The organism is Idiomarina xiamenensis 10-D-4 (genome assembly GCF_000299895.1).
GTDB lineage: Bacteria > Pseudomonadota > Gammaproteobacteria > Enterobacterales > Alteromonadaceae > Idiomarina > Idiomarina xiamenensis.
The window spans coordinates 155880-172976 of sequence record NZ_AMRG01000005.1 but is presented as its reverse complement, the minus strand read 5'-3'; the positions used below and the strand labels follow the sequence as shown (position 1 = coordinate 172976).

The 17097-nt window shown below is 50.3% G+C and carries 17 protein-coding genes; 5 read left to right on the top strand and 12 right to left on the bottom strand.

Annotated features, from left to right (window positions below; translation table 11 throughout):
- Positions 1 to 19: 19 nt before the first annotated feature.
- Positions 20 to 919 (top strand): phosphoribulokinase, encoded by a 900-nt coding sequence (locus A10D4_RS05555; protein ID WP_008488273.1) that lies wholly within the window; start codon positions 20 to 22, stop codon positions 917 to 919.
- 3 nt (positions 920 to 922) lie between these two features.
- On the opposite strand, the gene A10D4_RS05550 is transcribed toward A10D4_RS05555, so the two are convergent.
- The 8 genes from A10D4_RS05550 to A10D4_RS05515 all read right to left on the bottom strand — a co-directional run bounded on the left by A10D4_RS05550 (position 923) and on the right by A10D4_RS05515 (position 8668).
- The gene (locus A10D4_RS05550; protein ID WP_008488272.1) at positions 923 to 1774 is read right to left on the bottom strand and encodes a 23S rRNA (adenine(2030)-N(6))-methyltransferase RlmJ; all 852 of its coding nucleotides are present in this window, start codon (positions 1772 to 1774) and stop codon (positions 923 to 925) included.
- A complete protein-coding gene (locus tag A10D4_RS05545; RefSeq protein ID WP_008488271.1) occupies positions 1771 to 2187 on the bottom strand; it encodes an OsmC family protein in 417 nt (138 codons plus the stop codon). Before A10D4_RS05545 ends, A10D4_RS05550 begins: the two co-directional genes overlap by 4 nt.
- A 4-nt stretch (positions 2188 to 2191) precedes the next feature.
- Positions 2192 to 2542, bottom strand: coding sequence for a DUF3802 family protein (locus A10D4_RS05540; RefSeq protein ID WP_008488270.1), 351 nt, complete (start codon positions 2540 to 2542; stop codon positions 2192 to 2194).
- Between the two features lie 161 nt (positions 2543 to 2703).
- Positions 2704 to 4173, bottom strand: coding sequence for a succinylglutamate-semialdehyde dehydrogenase (gene astD, locus A10D4_RS05535; RefSeq protein ID WP_008488269.1), 1470 nt, complete (start codon positions 4171 to 4173; stop codon positions 2704 to 2706).
- A 37-nt stretch (positions 4174 to 4210) separates the two neighbouring features.
- Positions 4211 to 5224: an arginine N-succinyltransferase gene (gene astA / locus A10D4_RS05530; protein ID WP_008488268.1), complete on the bottom strand. Its 1014-nt coding sequence runs from the start codon at positions 5222 to 5224 to the stop codon at positions 4211 to 4213.
- A 24-nt stretch (positions 5225 to 5248) separates the two neighbouring features.
- Positions 5249 to 6451 (bottom strand): aspartate aminotransferase family protein, encoded by a 1203-nt coding sequence (locus tag A10D4_RS05525; RefSeq protein ID WP_156812086.1) that lies wholly within the window; start codon positions 6449 to 6451, stop codon positions 5249 to 5251.
- 310 nt (positions 6452 to 6761) lie between these two features.
- Positions 6762 to 7934, bottom strand: coding sequence for an HDOD domain-containing protein (locus A10D4_RS05520; RefSeq protein ID WP_008488264.1), 1173 nt, complete (start codon positions 7932 to 7934; stop codon positions 6762 to 6764).
- A gap of 137 nt (positions 7935 to 8071) precedes the next feature.
- Positions 8072 to 8668, bottom strand: coding sequence for an anthranilate synthase component II (locus A10D4_RS05515; RefSeq protein ID WP_008488263.1), 597 nt, complete (start codon positions 8666 to 8668; stop codon positions 8072 to 8074).
- A gap of 105 nt (positions 8669 to 8773) precedes the next feature.
- On the opposite strand from A10D4_RS05515, the gene slyA reads away from it, so the two are divergent.
- Positions 8774 to 9265: a transcriptional regulator SlyA gene (gene slyA / locus A10D4_RS05510; RefSeq protein ID WP_008488262.1), complete on the top strand. Its 492-nt coding sequence runs from the start codon at positions 8774 to 8776 to the stop codon at positions 9263 to 9265.
- Positions 9266 to 9296: 31 nt separating this feature from the next.
- Here the strand turns inward: slyA and trpS are convergent, their stop codons facing one another.
- Together trpS and rpe are read right to left on the bottom strand one after the other, a co-directional pair.
- Positions 9297 to 10301: a tryptophan--tRNA ligase gene (gene trpS, locus A10D4_RS05505; protein WP_008488261.1), complete on the bottom strand. Its 1005-nt coding sequence runs from the start codon at positions 10299 to 10301 to the stop codon at positions 9297 to 9299.
- Between the two features lie 62 nt (positions 10302 to 10363).
- A complete protein-coding gene (rpe, locus tag A10D4_RS05500) occupies positions 10364 to 11038 on the bottom strand; it encodes a ribulose-phosphate 3-epimerase (protein ID WP_008488260.1) in 675 nt (224 codons plus the stop codon).
- 188 nt (positions 11039 to 11226) lie between these two features.
- Between rpe and A10D4_RS05495 the strand changes: the two genes are divergently transcribed.
- Together A10D4_RS05495 and A10D4_RS05490 are read left to right on the top strand one after the other, a co-directional pair.
- The gene (locus tag A10D4_RS05495) at positions 11227 to 11544 is read left to right on the top strand and encodes a hypothetical protein (RefSeq protein WP_008488258.1); all 318 of its coding nucleotides are present in this window, start codon (positions 11227 to 11229) and stop codon (positions 11542 to 11544) included.
- A gap of 23 nt (positions 11545 to 11567) precedes the next feature.
- Positions 11568 to 11792 carry a DUF2970 domain-containing protein gene (locus A10D4_RS05490; protein ID WP_237738532.1) on the top strand — a complete coding sequence of 75 codons (225 nt, stop codon included), beginning with the start codon at positions 11568 to 11570 and terminating at the stop codon, positions 11790 to 11792.
- A gap of 24 nt (positions 11793 to 11816) precedes the next feature.
- Here A10D4_RS05490 and prlC read toward each other — a convergent pair whose 3' ends face one another.
- Positions 11817 to 13868 (bottom strand): oligopeptidase A, encoded by a 2052-nt coding sequence (prlC, locus tag A10D4_RS05485; protein ID WP_008488256.1) that lies wholly within the window; start codon positions 13866 to 13868, stop codon positions 11817 to 11819.
- Positions 13869 to 14027: 159 nt separating this feature from the next.
- Between prlC and A10D4_RS05480 the strand changes: the two genes are divergently transcribed.
- On the top strand, positions 14028 to 16337 hold the full coding sequence (locus tag A10D4_RS05480) for a S9 family peptidase (RefSeq protein WP_008488255.1): 2310 nt from the start codon (positions 14028 to 14030) through the stop codon (positions 16335 to 16337).
- Between the two features lie 10 nt (positions 16338 to 16347).
- On the opposite strand, the gene A10D4_RS13595 is transcribed toward A10D4_RS05480, so the two are convergent.
- Positions 16348 to 17055 (bottom strand): M48 family metallopeptidase, encoded by a 708-nt coding sequence (locus A10D4_RS13595; RefSeq protein WP_008488254.1) that lies wholly within the window; start codon positions 17053 to 17055, stop codon positions 16348 to 16350.
- Between the last annotated feature and the right edge of the window lie 42 nt (positions 17056 to 17097).

The following is a 17097-nucleotide window of genomic DNA, read 5'->3' as shown; positions in this document are numbered from 1 at the left end:
CTCTATTTTCGAGGACGATATGTCTGCAAAGCATCCCATCATCGCGGTAACCGGTTCGTCAGGAGCAGGTACCACCACCACAGGTCAAGCGTTACGGCATATTTTCCGAACCTTGGATCTGTCGGCGGCATTTGTCGAGGGTGATAGCTTTCATCGCTATTCGCGCCCAGAAATGGACTTAGCCATTCGGAAGGCGCAAGAACAGGGCCGACACATCAGTTACTTTGGCCCCGAGGCCAACGATTTTCAGCGTTTAGAGGGCTTGTTTAAAGCCTATGGTGAAACCGGGCAAGGTGAAATTCGGCGCTATCTGCACAGCTTTGACGACGCCGTTCCTTATAATCAAATGCCGGGCACCTTTACCCCTTGGGAAGCGCTGCCTGAGCACACCGATGCCCTGTTTTATGAAGGTTTGCACGGTGGTGTGTGCGGCGACAGCTACGATGTTGCCAAGCATGTCGATTTATTGATTGGCATGGTACCTATTGTTAACCTGGAATGGATTCAAAAACTGATCCGCGATACCCAAGAGCGTGGCCACTCGCGCGAAGCGGTTACGCAAAGTATTGTGCGCAGTATGGAGGACTATATTCACCATATCGTACCGCAGTTCTCGCGCACTCATATTAACTTTCAACGCGTGCCTACGGTGGATACCTCTAACCCCTTTAGTGCTAAAGATATCCCTTCGTTGGATGAAAGCTTTGTAGTGATTCGTTTTCGTGGCATGAAAGACGTCGATTTTCCTTATTACTTGCAGATGATCGACGGCGCCTTTATGTCTCGTATGAACACGTTGGTGGTACCGGGTGGCAAAATGGTGTTCGCCATGGAATTGATTTTAATGCCACTGATCGAGCAAATTCTTGATAAAAAGCAAAGTGCGCGCGCGCAAATCGATTGGCTCAATAACCGTTAATGGTTAGTTAGCGTCAGCCACCAACCAGCGGCTATCCCATCGCGCGCCGGGCCCTTGCGCCAAACGCTCGGTTAAATAAGGTAGCCATTGCGGCAACGATTGCACCACACCATAGGCCGGATTAACTAAAATCATGCCACAACCGTGCAACCCCTTGTCGGTATTTGCTTCACGCACACAAAAATCGACCGCAAGCGTTTTTGCCAACTGCGGTATAGCGGCAATTTGCTGCTGAAATGTGGCGATAGCCAACGGATCTTTAATCGGATACCAAAGCGCCATCGACGCATGCCGCCATTGCTTAACATGAACTTTAATGGCTGCCAACATGGCACTGAACTCGTCGGGTTTCTCAAACGGCGGGTCAATCAATACGATACCGCGCTTCTGCTGTGGCGGTAAGTAATGTTTAAGCGCCTGATAGCCGTCCCCTAAATGCACGCGGTGAGCGTGACTACGACCGAGGTTTTGCGCTAACGCGGGGCCATCTTCGGGATGCAGTTCGCACACCACTGCCCGGTCTTGGTCACGTAATAACGCCGAGGTTAATAGCGGCGAGCCGGGATACCAGCGCAGGCTCATGTTATCGCGGTTCATCAAGCGCACCGCATCCAGATAGGGCTGCATCAGCGCCGGTGCTTGGCTATCGTCGATAACGCGCGCAATGCCTTGCTGCCATTCGGCGGTTTTGCTGGCTTGCTCACCGGTTAATTCGTATAAACCGATACCACCGTGACTATCTAAGACAAAATAGGGCGTGTCTTTTTGCTGTAAATAGCTTAAGCACTGATACCACAAGCAGTGCTTGAATACATCGGCAAAATTACCGGCATGATAGGCATGGCGATAATTCATGCCGGACGTGGCGCCTCTTCGATGGCAAAGCTATGGCTAATAGTCACCGCTTTTTCTAGCATCTTCGCTACCGAACAATATTTATCGGCGGACAACGCTACCGCACGTTCAACATGTTTTTCGGCGACGGCAAAACCGCTCACCACAAAGTGCAAATGAATACGGGTAAATACCGCTGGCACCGCATCGGCGCGTTCGGCGCTGATCTCGCAGCGACAATCGGTAATGTATTGTCGTGCTTTTTGTAAAATAGAGACCACATCAACCGACGAGCAGCCCCCCAAAGAAATCAACACGTTTTCCATTGGGCTGGGCGCATGAGCGCCCTTATTGGCATCTAACACCACTTGGTGACCGCTTTCTGAGGTGCCCATAAAGGTTTCTTCGGCAACCCACTTTACCACTGCTTTCATGCGCTTAACCTGCGTTTATACGAGTATCAAATAAGTTCTTCACTAAGCCGATAAACTCTTCGGCAAAAGCTTCTTGTTCGGGGGTCGGGTGATTATTGAGTACCGATGACAACACTTCTTCTAAATCATAAAGTACGGCATCGGTTTCACGAATAATATCTAGGCGTTGGCTTTGATCGAGCTGGTGTTGTTGGCATACCGCCATGATGTTGCTGGCGAGGCGCTCTTCAAACAGTTCACGTAGCGTGTAGTCGGCTTGTTCTGACGCGACGGTGTTAGCTCCGGTGGCAAACACCGACAGTTGACCGGTCAGATACTGAATCAGTTCTATATAGCCATCGCTTTCAACTATCATCGCCGTTTCACCTGCAAAATGAAAAGTACCATAGCACGACTCACGCGTTATTGGCGAGCGCCAACGAGCGCATTGATAATGGCGGCTATCGCATCAAAACACAATAAAAAAGCCAGCTATCAAACTGATAACTGGCTTTTAAAGCATAGCCAAGAACTCTTTTAGAAAGTCAGGCCGGGTTGTAATTTTTCTGGCATCGTCACTTGTTCAGCTTCAACCGAGGCCACCGGGTAGGCGCAGTAATCAGCAGCATAATAGGCGCTGGCGCGGTGGTTACCGCTGGCACCAATACCACCGAAAGGTGCAGCGCTGCTGGCACCGGTAATCGGCTTATTCCAGTTAACAATACCGGCACGAATACGCTTAAAGAAGTAGCGATAAGTCTCTTCAGAATCGCATAACATACCCGCTGACAAGCCATAACGGGTGTTGTTAGCTTCTTCGATAGCGGCGTCTAAGTCATCATAACGATAAACTTTCAGTAATGGCCCAAAGTGTTCCTCGTCCGGCATTTCTTCAACCCGACTGACATCTAAAATACCGGGCGTGACGAAGCCTTTGTTGTGCTCCAACTGTTTCATTTTTAACAGCGGTTTAGCACCCGCTTCGATTAAACGCTGTTGCGCGGAAACCATATCTGCGGCCGCTTTAGCCGAGATCATGGCGCCCATAAACGGCTGCTGTTCAGCATCGTACTCACCAACTTGAATCGCTTCAGCCACTTCTAACAAGCGTTTTAAAATCGCATTACCGTTGTCATTGTTCTCAATAAACAAGCGGCGTGCGCAGGTGCAACGTTGCCCAGAGGTAATAAAAGCTGACTGAATAATATCGTGAACCGCAGCGTCGATATCGCTAACATTCTGCACGATTAATGGGTTGTTACCGCCCATTTCCAACGCCAGAATTTTATCGGGGCGACCACCAAACTGTTTATGCAATAAATGACCGGTGTTAGACGAGCCGGTAAAGTACAAACCGTCAATTTGCGGGTGCGCCGATAACGCCTTACCGGTTTCAACCTCGCCTTGAACCAAGTTCAGCACACCTTCAGGCAAACCCGCTTGCTGCCATAATTTAACCGTCTCTTGCGCCACCATCGGGGTTAATTCGCTCGGCTTAAAGACCACGGTATTACCGGCCAATAATGACGGCACAATGTGACCGTTCGGCAGATGTCCGGGGAAGTTATAGGGGCCATAGACAGCAACCACACCGTGTGGCTTATGGCGAATAAACGCCTTACCTGCAGGCATTGGGTTTTCAACGGTACCGGTACGTTCTTGATAGGCACGTTCGGAAATTGCCACCTTGCCGATCATGGCAGCCACTTCGGTACGGGTTTCCCATAACGGCTTACCGGTTTCACGCGCGATCACTAGCGCTAACGCTTCTTTATTCTGTTCCAGCAACTCCGCAAAACGCTGACAAATCGCCAAACGTTCGGAAAAATCGCGCTCGGCCCAACCGACAAACGCGTGTCGAGCCGCCATAACGGCCTCATCGACCTGGGCTTCGGTAGCCCCTTGAGCTTGCCAAACGACTTCGTCTTTGGCTGGATCGATAGATTCAAAGGTATCACCAGCGCCAGGCTGCCAACGACCATTAATAAACTGTACTTGTTCTGACATTAAGCATCTCCTTAAGACGCGCTTACGATCAATGCGCTTACAATGCAACAATGCGCGCCAAGTCACCGTCGCTTAACTGCAAAGCACTGGCGCTGGCGGCATCAAGTGTGACGCGTCCATCATCGACGCTAAGCTGAACTTGCGCGGCGCGGAAGTTCGCTAACGACGTGTTACAAATAATATGGGCTTCACCGCCTGTCGGTTCACCGATGCGTACCTCGACTCGACGGCTATTACGCACGCTACGTAAATTACTGACTTCGGCTTCGACCGTGGGGCCGGCATCAAAAATATCGATATAGCCGCGGAAGCGAAAGCCTTCCGATTGCAATAATTTCAACGCTGGGCGGGTATTATCATGCACCTGCCCGATGACATCACGGGCGGCTTTATCGAGTAAGTTGACGTAAATTGGAAACTTCGGCATTAACTCGGCAACGAAGGTTTTCTCGCCAATTCCGGTCAAATAGTCAGCCTGCGGAAAGTCCATCGAAAAGAAATTCTGCTGTAGCCATGTCCAAAATGGCGAATCACCATTATCATCCGACACACCGCGCATTTCGGCGATCACCCAGTCGCTAAAACGCGACTTAAATTCGGCCATGAAGAGCATTCTAAAGCGCGATAACGTGCGCCCATTCAGGCCTTTCCGAAAAGGTTCACGCAAAAACAGCGTGCATAACTCAGATACACCGGTGTAGTCGTTGCAAAGGGTTAAGGTATCCAGCGCGTTATAAATATCCAGCGCCTTGGAATGGTGAACCACTTTACCCATATGGTAATGGTAAAAGGCGTCGGTCAAACCGACCGCCGCCTCGATACCACTCACCCCACAAATATGACCGTTGCTGGTGTCTTCCATGACAAACAGATAGCCCTCGTCACCAGGCTCGCTGACCTGCTGCCGGGCAAAGGCTTCTTGGGCACGGCTAATACGCCGCTCTAACAAGCCTTGATCGACCGGTAGCGAGGTAAAACCATGGCCCGATTCAACAGCACAATCATACAATGCAGCATAATCGCTGGGGGCAATTGGGCGAATGACCAACATAAGCGTCTCCTGCGAACTGCCGGCTTAGCCGACAACCTTCGCTACTGCTTTTTCAAAGCGTTCCATACCGGCGTCGATGTCTGCCTCGGGAATGATCAGCGACGGCGTAAAGCGCACTACATTAGGACCCGCAACTAACACCATTACGCCCTCTTCGGCGGCGGCATTTAAAAAGTCACGCGCACGACCTTCATAGTCACTGTTCAATGCGGCACCTAATAACAAACCTTTACCACGCACTTCGTCAAAAACCTGATATTTGTCATTGATGCGTTGCAGGTGTTGCTTGAATAGCTGTTCGCGAGCTTTCACACCGTTTAACACATCGTCGCTGTTAACCACGTCAAACACCGCTTCGGCAACCGCACAAGCCAGCGGGTTACCGCCATAGGTGCTACCATGCGTGCCCGGCTTTAAGTGCTCAGCAATGGCTTTAGTGGTTAACATGGCACCGATAGGGAAACCACCACCTAGCGATTTAGCCGTGGCTAAAATATCAGGCACGACACCGTACTGTTGATAACAATATAATGAACCCGTGCGGCCAAACCCGGTTTGTACTTCGTCAAAAATCAACAGCACATTGTGTTTATCACAAAGGTCACGCACACCTTGCAAGAACGCTTTGTCGGCTTCAATAACGCCACCTTCACCCTGCAACGGCTCCATCATCACCGCACAGGTTTTATCCGACATCAGCTTTTCTAGCGCCGCTAAATCGTTATAAGGAATGTGTTCGATAGCGCCTGGTTTAGGACCAAAGCCATCCGAGTAAGCCGGTTGTCCTCCAACGGTCACGGTAAAGAAAGTACGACCGTGGAAACCTTTAGTGAAGGCGATAATTTGTTGTTTGTCTTCGCCATGCTGCTCTAACGCCCAACGACGCGCGAGTTTTAACGCCGCTTCGTTAGCTTCAGCGCCGGAGTTGGCAAAATAAACGCGATCGGCAAAGGTCGAGGCGGTTAATTTGCTCGCTAAACGCAAAGCTGGCTCATTGGTAAATACGTTGCTCAAGTGCCATAATTTATTGCCCTGCTCGGTCAATGCGTTAACCATCGCCGGGTGGCAATGACCCAAACAGTTCACCGCAATACCGCCAGCAAAATCGACGTACTCACGACCGTCTTGATCCCAAACGCGAGAACCTTCACCTTTGACCGGCACCATTTTAGCCGGGTTGTAGTTGGGAACCATAACGTCGTCGAATGTAGCCCGTGTCACGTGCATTTTGTCTGCCATGGATGACTCCTGAATCCTGTCTATGTCGTAAGCCAGTCGACTTGACCGGCACCTGATGAGGGGCATTTGGGCGGCGTTGATGTTGATTTGAACGAGAATATCGCAGCGCACAAACAACCCGTGAAAGCCGTCCATTATCGCAAAAATTAGGCGTCGTGTCTGGCTTGTTAACAGCTTGTTTGATAAAAAAAGTGGTCGTCAGCGTAGATTTGCAGCCTGCATGAATAGCTATCCAGTTTTTCGCGAATTAACGCGCATCAATACGCAAATTTTTTTTCGCTTCTGGGTCTTTGCCTGACTAATCGTCGACCGAGACCATCCGCGGACGTTTCAAATTGACATGTTTGAGCTGGCTAATTTGTTCGGCGCTAATCTGGTAGCGCTTGAACAGCTGTGCCGCGTCCTCTTTATCAACTAAGTCAACTTGTTTGAGCATACGATACTCGCTGTAGGCATTCGCTTGTGCCAACGCTTTGGCATAATTGCTCATGTCATCAATGTGTTGATTTTGGGTATAACTCAGCAAATGCTCACTGATCGGTAACCGTTCTAGATGCCAGCCCTGCACCGTCAGATAGCTAACACGCTTATCCAGCGCCAGCATGAGATCACGTAGGAACTGCTCGTCCGGGATCAGCTTTTGAATGGCGTTATGCCTATCCGGCGAATGGTCGTTAATAGTCGCTAACGCTTGCTCACGCTGAACTTCGTCGAAAATTCGTAAATATAATTTAGTTAACGCAATTTTACCCAGCTCATGGAACATCCCCATGGTATAGGCGAGCACCGGGTCGCGTAGCGACATCTGCTCCGCCACCGCTTGCGACAGGATGGCGGTTTGTAAGCTATGTTCCCAAACTTTACGTCGGAATAAGGTAAACGGCTGGGTTGCTGGCGGTAGCCAGTTTTGCAACGCGAACGCCGGGGTCAGTACACGCAAGTTCTCGCTGCCGACAAAGCTCATCGCCACGCGCAAATTTTCTAAGCGCATTTGTTTATCTTTGCGACGATTAACGAACGGCGGATTATTCACCACCCGCACGAGGCCATCACGAAACCAATCAAGGTCGCAGGCCAGCGCCTCAATTTTAGCCATCGACGCTGCCCGCAGCGATACCGTGTCGAGTAACGCAGGCAAGTTTTCCGGCATCGGTACGACTTTGGTGCGAATCGATTCAGGGTCATCAATCGCCAGTAATACACGCCGATGGACTTCACTGTGTAATTCTTCTGAAATGCGCTCGACATAACGTTGCCGCGCGTGGCGCTTACGCTCCCGCTCTTGGTGACTGATACGCTCAACGTCCAATAACGCACGGCGTTGTTGCACCTTGTCCTCGTCGTCATTGCCACCTTCGCGCTGCTGACGAGCGAAAGGAAAGCTGATCAGATAATTAATAAAACGCTTTTCCAACTTAATGGCGGGATCACGGCTACCACCTTCGGTCGAGACGCTAAAAAACTGATACATAACGAGTGACAACTCCTTCAATGAATAACCTAGGCGCCTGACCAGCACAAGATAAAGCAGCACCGAGGTAAAATAGCACAAGCGACCATAAATCGCCGACAACCTTGATGACTATATGACGTTAAGCAGAGCGCTACTCATTCATCTTCAGGCGCTGCTAGCTGTTGCAAAAAATTATCAAGCAGCTGGTGTCCGGCCTCGGTCAACACCGATTCGGGATGAAATTGCACGCCATAAATCGCTAACTGACGGTGGCGAATGGCCATAATTTCAAGCTCACCAGCACTATTTTGGCATTCTGCATCCACCACAAAACAAGCCGGTAATGAATCGTTAGCAATCAACAACGAATGATAGCGGGTTACCGTTAGCGGCATCGGTAAACCCTTAAACAACCCCTGCTGGCGATGACTCAATTGCGAGGTTTTACCATGCATGACTTGCTGCGCCCGAACGATTTTCGCGCCAAACACCTGGGCGATGGCTTGATGGCCTAAGCACACACCAAGTAGCGGTATGCGTCCAGCAAAATAGTCGATAGCAGCCAACGAAATACCGGATTCATTTGGCGTACATGGGCCCGGCGAAATAATTAACGCCGTTGGCCGCAGCGCCACCAGTTCGTCGAGGCTAATGGCGTCGTTACGGATCACCTGCAGCGGGTGACCTAACTCGGCAAAATAACGCGCCAAATTGTGGCTAAATGAATCGTAATTATCGAGCATCACCAGCATTTGCGTGAAATCCTTTAACATCGTCATCGACAGTCGCGCTGCTTTATACCTACAATAGGGGCAGCTTGGCAACTATTGCCTACCATAATAAGAGAGTCGATCACTATGACAGAACATCACTTAATGAATCAGCATTTGCTGCGCAAGACCGAGCTTGGCATGAAGCTCTCAAAGGTCACCCTGCAGTGGCGACATGCTATTGATTTGGCGGTCAAGCCAATGAACCTGACCCAAAGCAGTTGGTTAGCCATGTATTATTTGTCGCGCTTAGGTGATGGTTGCTCACAAATTATTTTAGCGCGTGAACTGGGTATCGAACTGCCGTCACTGACGCGTACCCTCACCAAGCTCGAAGACGACGGCTTGATTAAACGCGAAGCAAGCGAAGCCGACCGCCGCGCACGACTATTGCACTTCACCAAAAAAGGCAAAACGGTGTTAGAGCAAGTGCAAGAAAAAGTCATGAAAATCCGTGCGCAAATGTTAGCGGGTTTCAGCCCTGCCGACCATGAGCATCTCATGAAATTGCTTGATCGCTTAGACAATAATGCGCAAATCACGCAAGAAACCATCGCTGCCGGTAAGCCGCTGGACTAGCTCAATCCAGCGCTCACCGACGAGCTAAGAGTTAAGGTTTAGCGACGAAGCCAACCGCCTCATAGACCTTGCTCAAGGTTTCAGCGGCTCGCGCCGAGGCTGCCTCGGCGCTGGCTTTCATAACCTGATCAAGGTAGTCGCGGTCGCCTCGCAACTGTGCAAAACGCTGTTGAATCGGTTCTAGCATCGCGACTACCGCCTCTGCCACATCTTTCTTCAAGTGACCATACATCTTGTCTTCATACTGAGGTACTAAGCTGTCGATCGACTGACCAGTAGCGCAAGACAGCATCGACAGCAGATTAGATACACCCGGCTTTTCTTTCTGATCGAAGTAAATACGTGCTTGCTCATCAGAATCAGTCACTGCACGTTTGATCTTCTTGGCAATACGTTTCGGATCTTCGAGTAAGGCGATGTAGTTGTTCTCGTTATCGTCCGACTTAGACATTTTTTTGTCGGGATCTTGCAGGCTCATGATGCGTGCACCGACCTTCGGGATCATCGGCTCTGGCGTGGTGAAGATGTCACCGTACAGGGTATTAAAACGGTAGGCGATATCACGCGCCAGCTCTAAATGCTGTTTCTGGTCGTCGCCGACTGGCACTTCGTTGGCCTGATACAACAAGATATCAGCCGCCATCAGCGTTGGATAAGTAAACAGACCAGCATTGATATTGCTGGCATGACGCTGCGACTTGTCTTTGAACTGCGTCATTCGGTTTAACTCACCCATCTGCGTATAGCAGTTTAATACCCATGCCAGCTGTGCATGTTCTGGCACCTGTGACTGCACAAAAATGGTCGAACGCTTTGGATCTAAGCCACAAGCTAGGTATAAAGCGAGGCCGTCTAACGTCGCATCGCGCAGTTTTTGCGCATCTTGGCGCACGGTAATGGCATGTAAATTGACCAACATGAATAAACAATCATGGCTGTCTTGCATATCTACCCAGCGCCGAATAGCACCGATATAATTACCTAAAGAAAGTTGACCTGACGGCTGACAGCCACTTAATACCACCGATTTACTCATGATTTCTGCTTCTTATCTGTTATGAATTTTTAAATAACTAAAACATCGGGCGAACGCGTGATTTACGCCTGACTGCTTGCCAACTGCTGACGCATCTCGGCGATGACTTTGGCATAATCTGACTGACTAAAAATCGCTGAACCGGCAACAAACATATCGGCTCCCGCAGCAGCAATCTCAGCAATGTTATCGGTCTTAACACCACCGTCAACTTCCAAACGAATATCACGACCACTGCGCGCGATAAGTTGTCTCACCTGACGCAACTTATCTAGGGTGCCGGGAATAAAAGATTGCCCGCCAAACCCCGGATTAACCGACATCAGTAAAATCACATCGAGCTTATCCATGACATGATCCAGGTAATGTAATGGCGTCGCAGGGTTAAACACCAAGCCCGCCTGACAGCCCTCATCTTTAATCAATTGCAGGGTCCGATCAATATGCTCAGACGCTTCTGGGTGGAAGGTAATAATGGACGCCCCAGCTTTGGCAAAATCGGGAATAATGCGATCGACCGGCTTCACCATCAAATGCACGTCGATGGGCGCTTGAATACCATAGTTACGTAACGCCTGACAGACCATCGGGCCAATGGTTAAATTGGGTACGTAATGGTTATCCATGACATCAAAATGCACCACATCGGCACCCGCTTGTAGCACCCGTTCAACGTCTTCACCTAAACGCGCAAAATCGGCAGAAAGAATCGACGGTGCAATCAAATAATCCGGCATGATGGTTCCTGTCATTGCTCAAATTCGAAATGAAGGCGCTAGTTTAGCAGCTTCATACCGCTAAAAAAATAATTCCGGGCCTGGTATCAACAACAAATAGCTGATAAATTAATCAGATTAATGTTGTCATTTCGTCAGTGATTGAATCAATCAAGTCACTTAAAAGCATCGACAATAAGGCAAATATCATGTTACTCCGCACCGCCATTGCGACATTATTGCTAGGCAGTTTAGCGCTTATTGCGATGCTCATGCCTGCACCGCCGCAGTTTGCTGCTAATTTAACTCAGCAGTGCGAACAGGTATTGGCTAAAAGCGAGCTGGGTGGCATTGAGCAACGTTGCGCCGCCGATCAACAGCAAGTCAGTTGGAGCCAATGGGCAACCGGTGAAAGCCGTTCTACCCAATTTCATTTTATCGATTTGTTCGAACTGGTTTTCGGCTCTTCTTCGCAACAACAAAAAAGTGACCTGAAACAGTCGGATATGAATCAATCATCGCTGTAAGCGTGAGCTCCACTGAAACATTCATGACTATGTCTTCAAATACCGATAGCAGCAAAAAACCCAATATGTTGAGCATGATGTTCAGCGTATTAGCGGCTTTTTTTGGTGTGCAGAGCGAAAAAAACCGGGTCCGCGACTTTAGCAATGGTAACCCTTGGCCATTTATTGCCATCGGTGTAATTTTTGCGGTGATTTTTGTGCTCGGGTTGGTTGCCATCGTCAACATCGTATTGGCGACAGCAACCTAATCACAAAGCAGTCATTAACGCCCGTTAGGCCGCCAACTCCTCAATTCCACTATGCCGTAACAGCGGCTCGACACTTGGCTCACGGCCACGAAATTCGCGGAATAATGTCATCGCATCGGTGCTACCACCGCGTTCCAAAATACATTGTAAAAATGCGCGGCCGGTATCGGCATTAAAAATACCGTCTTCTTCAAAGCGCGAAAACGCATCGGCCGACAGCACTTCCGCCCATTTATAACTGTAATAGCCCGCCGCGTAACCACCCGCAAAAATGTGCCCAAAGCTATGCTGAAAGCGGTTGAACTCAGGTGGCATACGGACTGCTACTTGTGCTCGTACTTGCTGCAAAATTTGCTTAACACTGTGTTGCTCGCTGCCATCAAACTCACGGTGAATACGCATATCAAACAATGAAAACTCAAGCTGTCGCACCATTTGCATGGCTGATTGGAAGTTTTTTGCCGCTAATAAGCGCTGTAGTAAATCTTCTGGCAGCGGTTCGCCAGTTTCGTAGTGGCCAGAAATGATAGCCAATGCCTCGGCCTGCCAACACCAGTTTTCCAGAAACTGGCTGGGCAACTCGACCGCATCCCAAGCCACACCCTCAATACCAGACACCCCGGCAACATCGACTTGGGTCAGCATATGATGTAAGCCATGGCCAAATTCGTGAAACAAGGTCACCACTTCATCATGAGTGAATAGCGCAGGCTTGCCACCGACTGGCTTACTAAAGTTGCAGGTTAAAAAGGCGACCGGCAGTTGTACGTCGCCGCTGGCCGTCTGTCGCCGCGAAACGCAGTCGGCCATCCAGGCACCACCGCGTTTGCCAGCTCGCGCATATAAATCAAGATAAAAACTACCGCGTTGCTGACCTTGTTGGTCGCGGATCACAAAATAACGCACGCTGGGATGCCAAACATCGGCTTTTTGTTCTTCGATGTCGATACCAAATAACTGTTTAACAACCGCAAACAGACCACTCACGACGCGTTGTTCTGGAAAATAAGGACGTAACTGTTCGTCCGACACCGAGAATTGTTGCTGCTTGAGCTTTTCACTGACGTAGGCTAAATCCCATGCTTCTAAGCTATCGCGACCCAGTTGTTGTTTGGCAAAGTCTAATAGTTGTTGGTAATCGGCCTGCGCCTGCGGTAGTGATTTCTGCGCTAAATCCTGCAAAAACTGCATCACTTGATCGCTGTTTTCGGCCATTTTGGTCGCCAGCGATACCGCCGCATAATCGCTGTAGCCCAACAACTCAGCCAACTCCTGACGCAATTGTAAAGTCTCGTCGATAATAGCACTGTTGTCGTAATCTCCGGCGTTGGGACCCACATCTGACGCTCGAGTAGTAAACGCGTAATACATCGTCTTGCGAAGTTCTTCGTCGTCAGCATACATCATCACCGGCAAATAGCTGGGAATGTCGAGGGTAAACAGCCAGCCCGACTGTTCATTTTCTTGCGCCGCTTCCGCCGCTGCGGCAATGGCACTGTCTGGCAGACCTCGCAATTGCGCCTCATCGGTGACCAAATAGTGCCAAGCATGAGTGGCATCTAACAAATTATTGCTAAAAGACGATGCTAAATCGGACAGGCGCGACGAAATAGCCGCGTAACGCGCTTTTTTGTCGTCAGCCAATGCTACGCCCGACAAGGTGAAATCACGCAAAGCATTATCGATGACACGTTGCTGCGCCTGACTCAATTGTTGAAACTCATCGCTATCGCGCAACGCTTGATAGGCTTGATAAAGTCCCTGATGTTGTCCGACAAAGGTGCCGTAATCAGACAACAGCGGCAAACAAGCGTCATGCGCTTCTCGCAACGCCGGCTCACTGACCACAGCATTCATATGCGACACCGGCGCCCAACTCCGCTCTAATTTATCATCGACCTCAATCAGTGGTTCAACCAACCCCTGCCAGCTATGATCTTGCTGCGTCAGCACTTGCTCGATGGCGGCTTTACAGGCAGCGATACGCTGCTCGATAGCCGGCTGAATATGCTCCGGCTTGATCGCCGAAAATGGCGGTAGATAAGTATCGTCGAGCAAAGGATTACTGGCTGTCATAGCGACCTCATTATAGTTAAATCTGATTAGCAATAGCTGTTAACATGCGGCCGATCACGGCGTTTTTCAAGCGCTCTGTATGCGCATAAATCAAGCACTGCGACAAGCGCTGAATTAGGTTAAACTGATCGTGCAAACAATAATGAAAAGGAAGTTGATATGTTTATCCGTTCTATGCTGCAAGCGATAGTGCGCGTGGCCGCGGTGTCAGCCGTTGGCCTCACGGTTGCAGCCTGCAGCAGTCAACCCAGTAGTAGCCAACAGGCCACCGCCACGGCGAGCAACTTGAGCAAATCAGGTACAGCACTAACCTTAGCCAGTATTTATGACAGCGACACCTATCAAGTTAAAAGCGCCACGCCAGTGCGCTGGTTGGCTGATGGTTCGGGTTACACCTTGCTAGAAGACAGTCAGCAAGGCAAGGGCCAAGATATTGTTCGCTATCATCCGCAAAGCAATGCTCGTACGGTGTTAGTCAGCGCCGCCCAATTAACGCCAAAAGGCGCCGATCAAGCGTTAAAAATCGCCGATTATCAATGGTCAGCCGACGACAGCAAGCTACTGATTTTCACCAACACCAAACGTTCGTGGCGTACCCATACGCTGGGCGACTATTGGGTGCTGTTCCGCGACAGCGGTCGGTTATTACAATTGGGTGGTGACGCGCCCGCATCGAGCTTACAGTTCGCCAAATTTGACCCGCAAGGCCAGCGTGTTGCATACGTTATGCACAATAACATCTACGTGCAACAGCTAGACGACTTGAGTATTAAAGCGCTGACGGATGATGGTAGCGACAGCATCGTCAACGGTACCTTTGACTGGGTCAACGAAGAAGAATTCTTTTTACGCGACGGCTTTCGCTGGAGCGACGACGGTCAACAAATCGCCTATTGGCAGTTAGACACCGCTGGCACGCCGCTGTTTACCATGATCAACAATACCGATCAGCTGTATCCAACCCTAAAACAGTTTCCTTATCCAAAAGTCGGCGAAACCAACGCCGCCATGCGTATCGGTGTGGTTGCCGCTAACGGTGGCGATACCACCTGGATGAAAATTCCTGGCGATGCGCGCCAGCATTATCTGGTACGTATGCAATGGGCGGGTAACAGCGAGCAATTGTTGATCCAGCAATTGACCCGCAAACAAGACGTCAACGTGGCATTTTTAGCCGACGCTAACAGCGGTGAAGTGCACACGCTATTGAGTGAAAAAACCGATTCGTGGGCGGAATACGTCGACGATGTGATGTTTTTAGATAACGGTAAGCGTTTTACCTGGCTCAGCGAGCGTAGCGGCTACCGTCATTTATACAGCGTCGACAAAGACAGCGGTCGCTTAAGCGCGATCACCCGCGGTAACTGGGATGTCGTCGAAGTCTCACGTATCGATGAGGCCGGCGGCTGGGTATACTTTATCGCCTCACCCGAATCGCCGCTGCAACGCTACTTATTCCGCGCTAGTTTAGACGGCAGCGGTAAATTAGAGCGTTTAACTCCCGATCAACCGGGTACTCATAGCTACAGCGTGGCTCAAGACGGCGCCTACGCACTGCACACTTACTCGGCTATCGATAAAGTGCCGCAGGTGGATATGGTGAGCCTGCCCGAGCACCGCCGTCTACGTCGCGTGGTTAACAACGACAAGGTACAGCAAGCAGTGGACGCCATTGCTAAGCAACCGGTAGAGTTTTTTCAGGTTGCAGCGCGCGACGGTTTGCAACTGGACGGCATGCTAATGAAGCCGGTCGACTTTGACCCCAATAAGCAATACCCCATTTTGTTTTACGTCTATGGTGAACCTTGGGGGCAGACTGTGGCCGACAAGTGGGGCGGCAGTACGCAACTTTGGCATACCATGCTGACGCAACAAGGCTACATTGTCGCGTCTATCGACAACCGTGGCACCAAGTCACCACGTGGTTTCGATTGGCGCCGCTCAATTTATAAGAACTTGGGTGTGGTGACCGTGCGCGACCAGTTTGATGCACTGCAAGCCATGCGCGAGCGTTGGTCGTTTATCGATAGCAACCGCGTGGGTATTTGGGGACACAGCGGCGGCGGTTCACAGACGCTGAATGCCTTATTCCGCTACCCCGATAGCTATAACATGGGTATGGCGTTAGCACCGGTACCGGACTTAACCCTGTACGACACCATTTATCAAGAACGCTATTCGGGCCTGTTGCCAGAGTCAGCCGACCGCTACCGCGAGACATCCGCCATCACGCACGCTGAAAACTTACAAGGTGATCTGCTTTTGGTACACGGCACCGGCGACGATAACGTGCATTTTCAAGGCAGTGAACGCTTAGTTAATAAGCTCATTGAGGCGGGCAAGCAGTTTGACTTTTTTGCCTACCCGAATCGTAGTCACGGCATTTACGAGGGTAAGGGCACAACCTTACACCTGCGTACGATGATGACCGACTTTGTTCATCAACACCTGCCTGCGGGTGGCCGTTAACCGACAATAATCAGTAAGCCAGAAAACGGCGGTCCAGTATGCTACCGCCGTTTTCTTTTAACCAACGTTCGGCATCGCGGTAATCCGGCTCGAGCTGCTCGACTAAGCGCCAAAATGCGCGACTATGGTTAAAATGGCGCAAATGACACAACTCGTGTATCACCACGTAACGCACCACCCACTCTGGCGCTAACCATAAGCGCCAGTTCAATCGTAGACGGCCGTTCGCGGTACAGCAGCCCCATTTAGCGGTGAAACTTGCTACTTGCCATTGTTGCGGTTGCCAAGCGGCGGCTTGTTGCTGCCAATGCGCAGCAAAGCTATCTAACCACTGCTGAGCTTGCGCTTTATACCAATCTTCAACGCGTTTTTGGGTCTGTGCTTGCCGATTTTTTACCCGTGGCGATAAGCGCACCTGCAGCTCGTTAGCGCTGGCTTGGCAACTACTTGGCATGCCGCTGGATAAGGTTAAACGCAGCGGCTGCCCCAGCCATTGTAGCGTTTCACCATCACACCAGTTGCGCAGTGCTAGGCGCGCCTGCTGTTGTTGCTGGCGTTGTAAATGGCCGCGTATCCACGCTTGCTTGCTTTGCACAAACTGTTCGATATGCGCAGTACTCAAGCGCTGTGGTGCTAATACCCGCACTTCACCCTGCCGAACTTGAATGGCTAAGTTGCGGCGGCGGCGACTGCGATTGATAGAATAGATGAGGTCCATCGAATAATCCGTGCTGATATCGCGCCTGAAAAATTGCAAGCG

Bases quoted from the DNA above. Each gene is read 5' to 3' on its own strand.
- A10D4_RS05555 (WP_008488273.1), top strand. From the start codon at position 20: ATGTCTGCAAAGCATCCCATCATCGCGGTAACCGGTTCGTCAGGAGCA.
- A10D4_RS05550 (WP_008488272.1), bottom strand. From the start codon at position 1,774: ATGAATTATCGCCATGCCTATCATGCCGGTAATTTTGCCGATGTATTC.
- A10D4_RS05545 (WP_008488271.1), bottom strand. From the start codon at position 2,187: ATGAAAGCAGTGGTAAAGTGGGTTGCCGAAGAAACCTTTATGGGCACC.
- A10D4_RS05540 (WP_008488270.1), bottom strand. From the start codon at position 2,542: ATGATAGTTGAAAGCGATGGCTATATAGAACTGATTCAGTATCTGACC.
- astD (WP_008488269.1), bottom strand. From the start codon at position 4,173: ATGTCAGAACAAGTACAGTTTATTAATGGTCGTTGGCAGCCTGGCGCT.
- astA (WP_008488268.1), bottom strand. From the start codon at position 5,224: ATGTTGGTCATTCGCCCAATTGCCCCCAGCGATTATGCTGCATTGTAT.
- A10D4_RS05525 (WP_156812086.1), bottom strand. From the start codon at position 6,451: ATGCACGTGACACGGGCTACATTCGACGACGTTATGGTTCCCAACTAC.
- A10D4_RS05520 (WP_008488264.1), bottom strand. From the start codon at position 7,934: ATGTATCAGTTTTTTAGCGTCTCGACCGAAGGTGGTAGCCGTGATCCC.
- A10D4_RS05515 (WP_008488263.1), bottom strand. From the start codon at position 8,668: ATGCTGGTGATGCTCGATAATTACGATTCATTTAGCCACAATTTGGCG.
- slyA (WP_008488262.1), top strand. From the start codon at position 8,774: ATGACAGAACATCACTTAATGAATCAGCATTTGCTGCGCAAGACCGAG.
- trpS (WP_008488261.1), bottom strand. From the start codon at position 10,301: ATGAGTAAATCGGTGGTATTAAGTGGCTGTCAGCCGTCAGGTCAACTT.
- rpe (WP_008488260.1), bottom strand. From the start codon at position 11,038: ATGCCGGATTATTTGATTGCACCGTCGATTCTTTCTGCCGATTTTGCG.
- A10D4_RS05495 (WP_008488258.1), top strand. From the start codon at position 11,227: ATGTTACTCCGCACCGCCATTGCGACATTATTGCTAGGCAGTTTAGCG.
- A10D4_RS05490 (WP_237738532.1), top strand. From the start codon at position 11,568: ATGACTATGTCTTCAAATACCGATAGCAGCAAAAAACCCAATATGTTG.
- prlC (WP_008488256.1), bottom strand. From the start codon at position 13,868: ATGACAGCCAGTAATCCTTTGCTCGACGATACTTATCTACCGCCATTT.
- A10D4_RS05480 (WP_008488255.1), top strand. From the start codon at position 14,028: ATGTTTATCCGTTCTATGCTGCAAGCGATAGTGCGCGTGGCCGCGGTG.
- A10D4_RS13595 (WP_008488254.1), bottom strand. From the start codon at position 17,055: ATGGACCTCATCTATTCTATCAATCGCAGTCGCCGCCGCCGCAACTTA.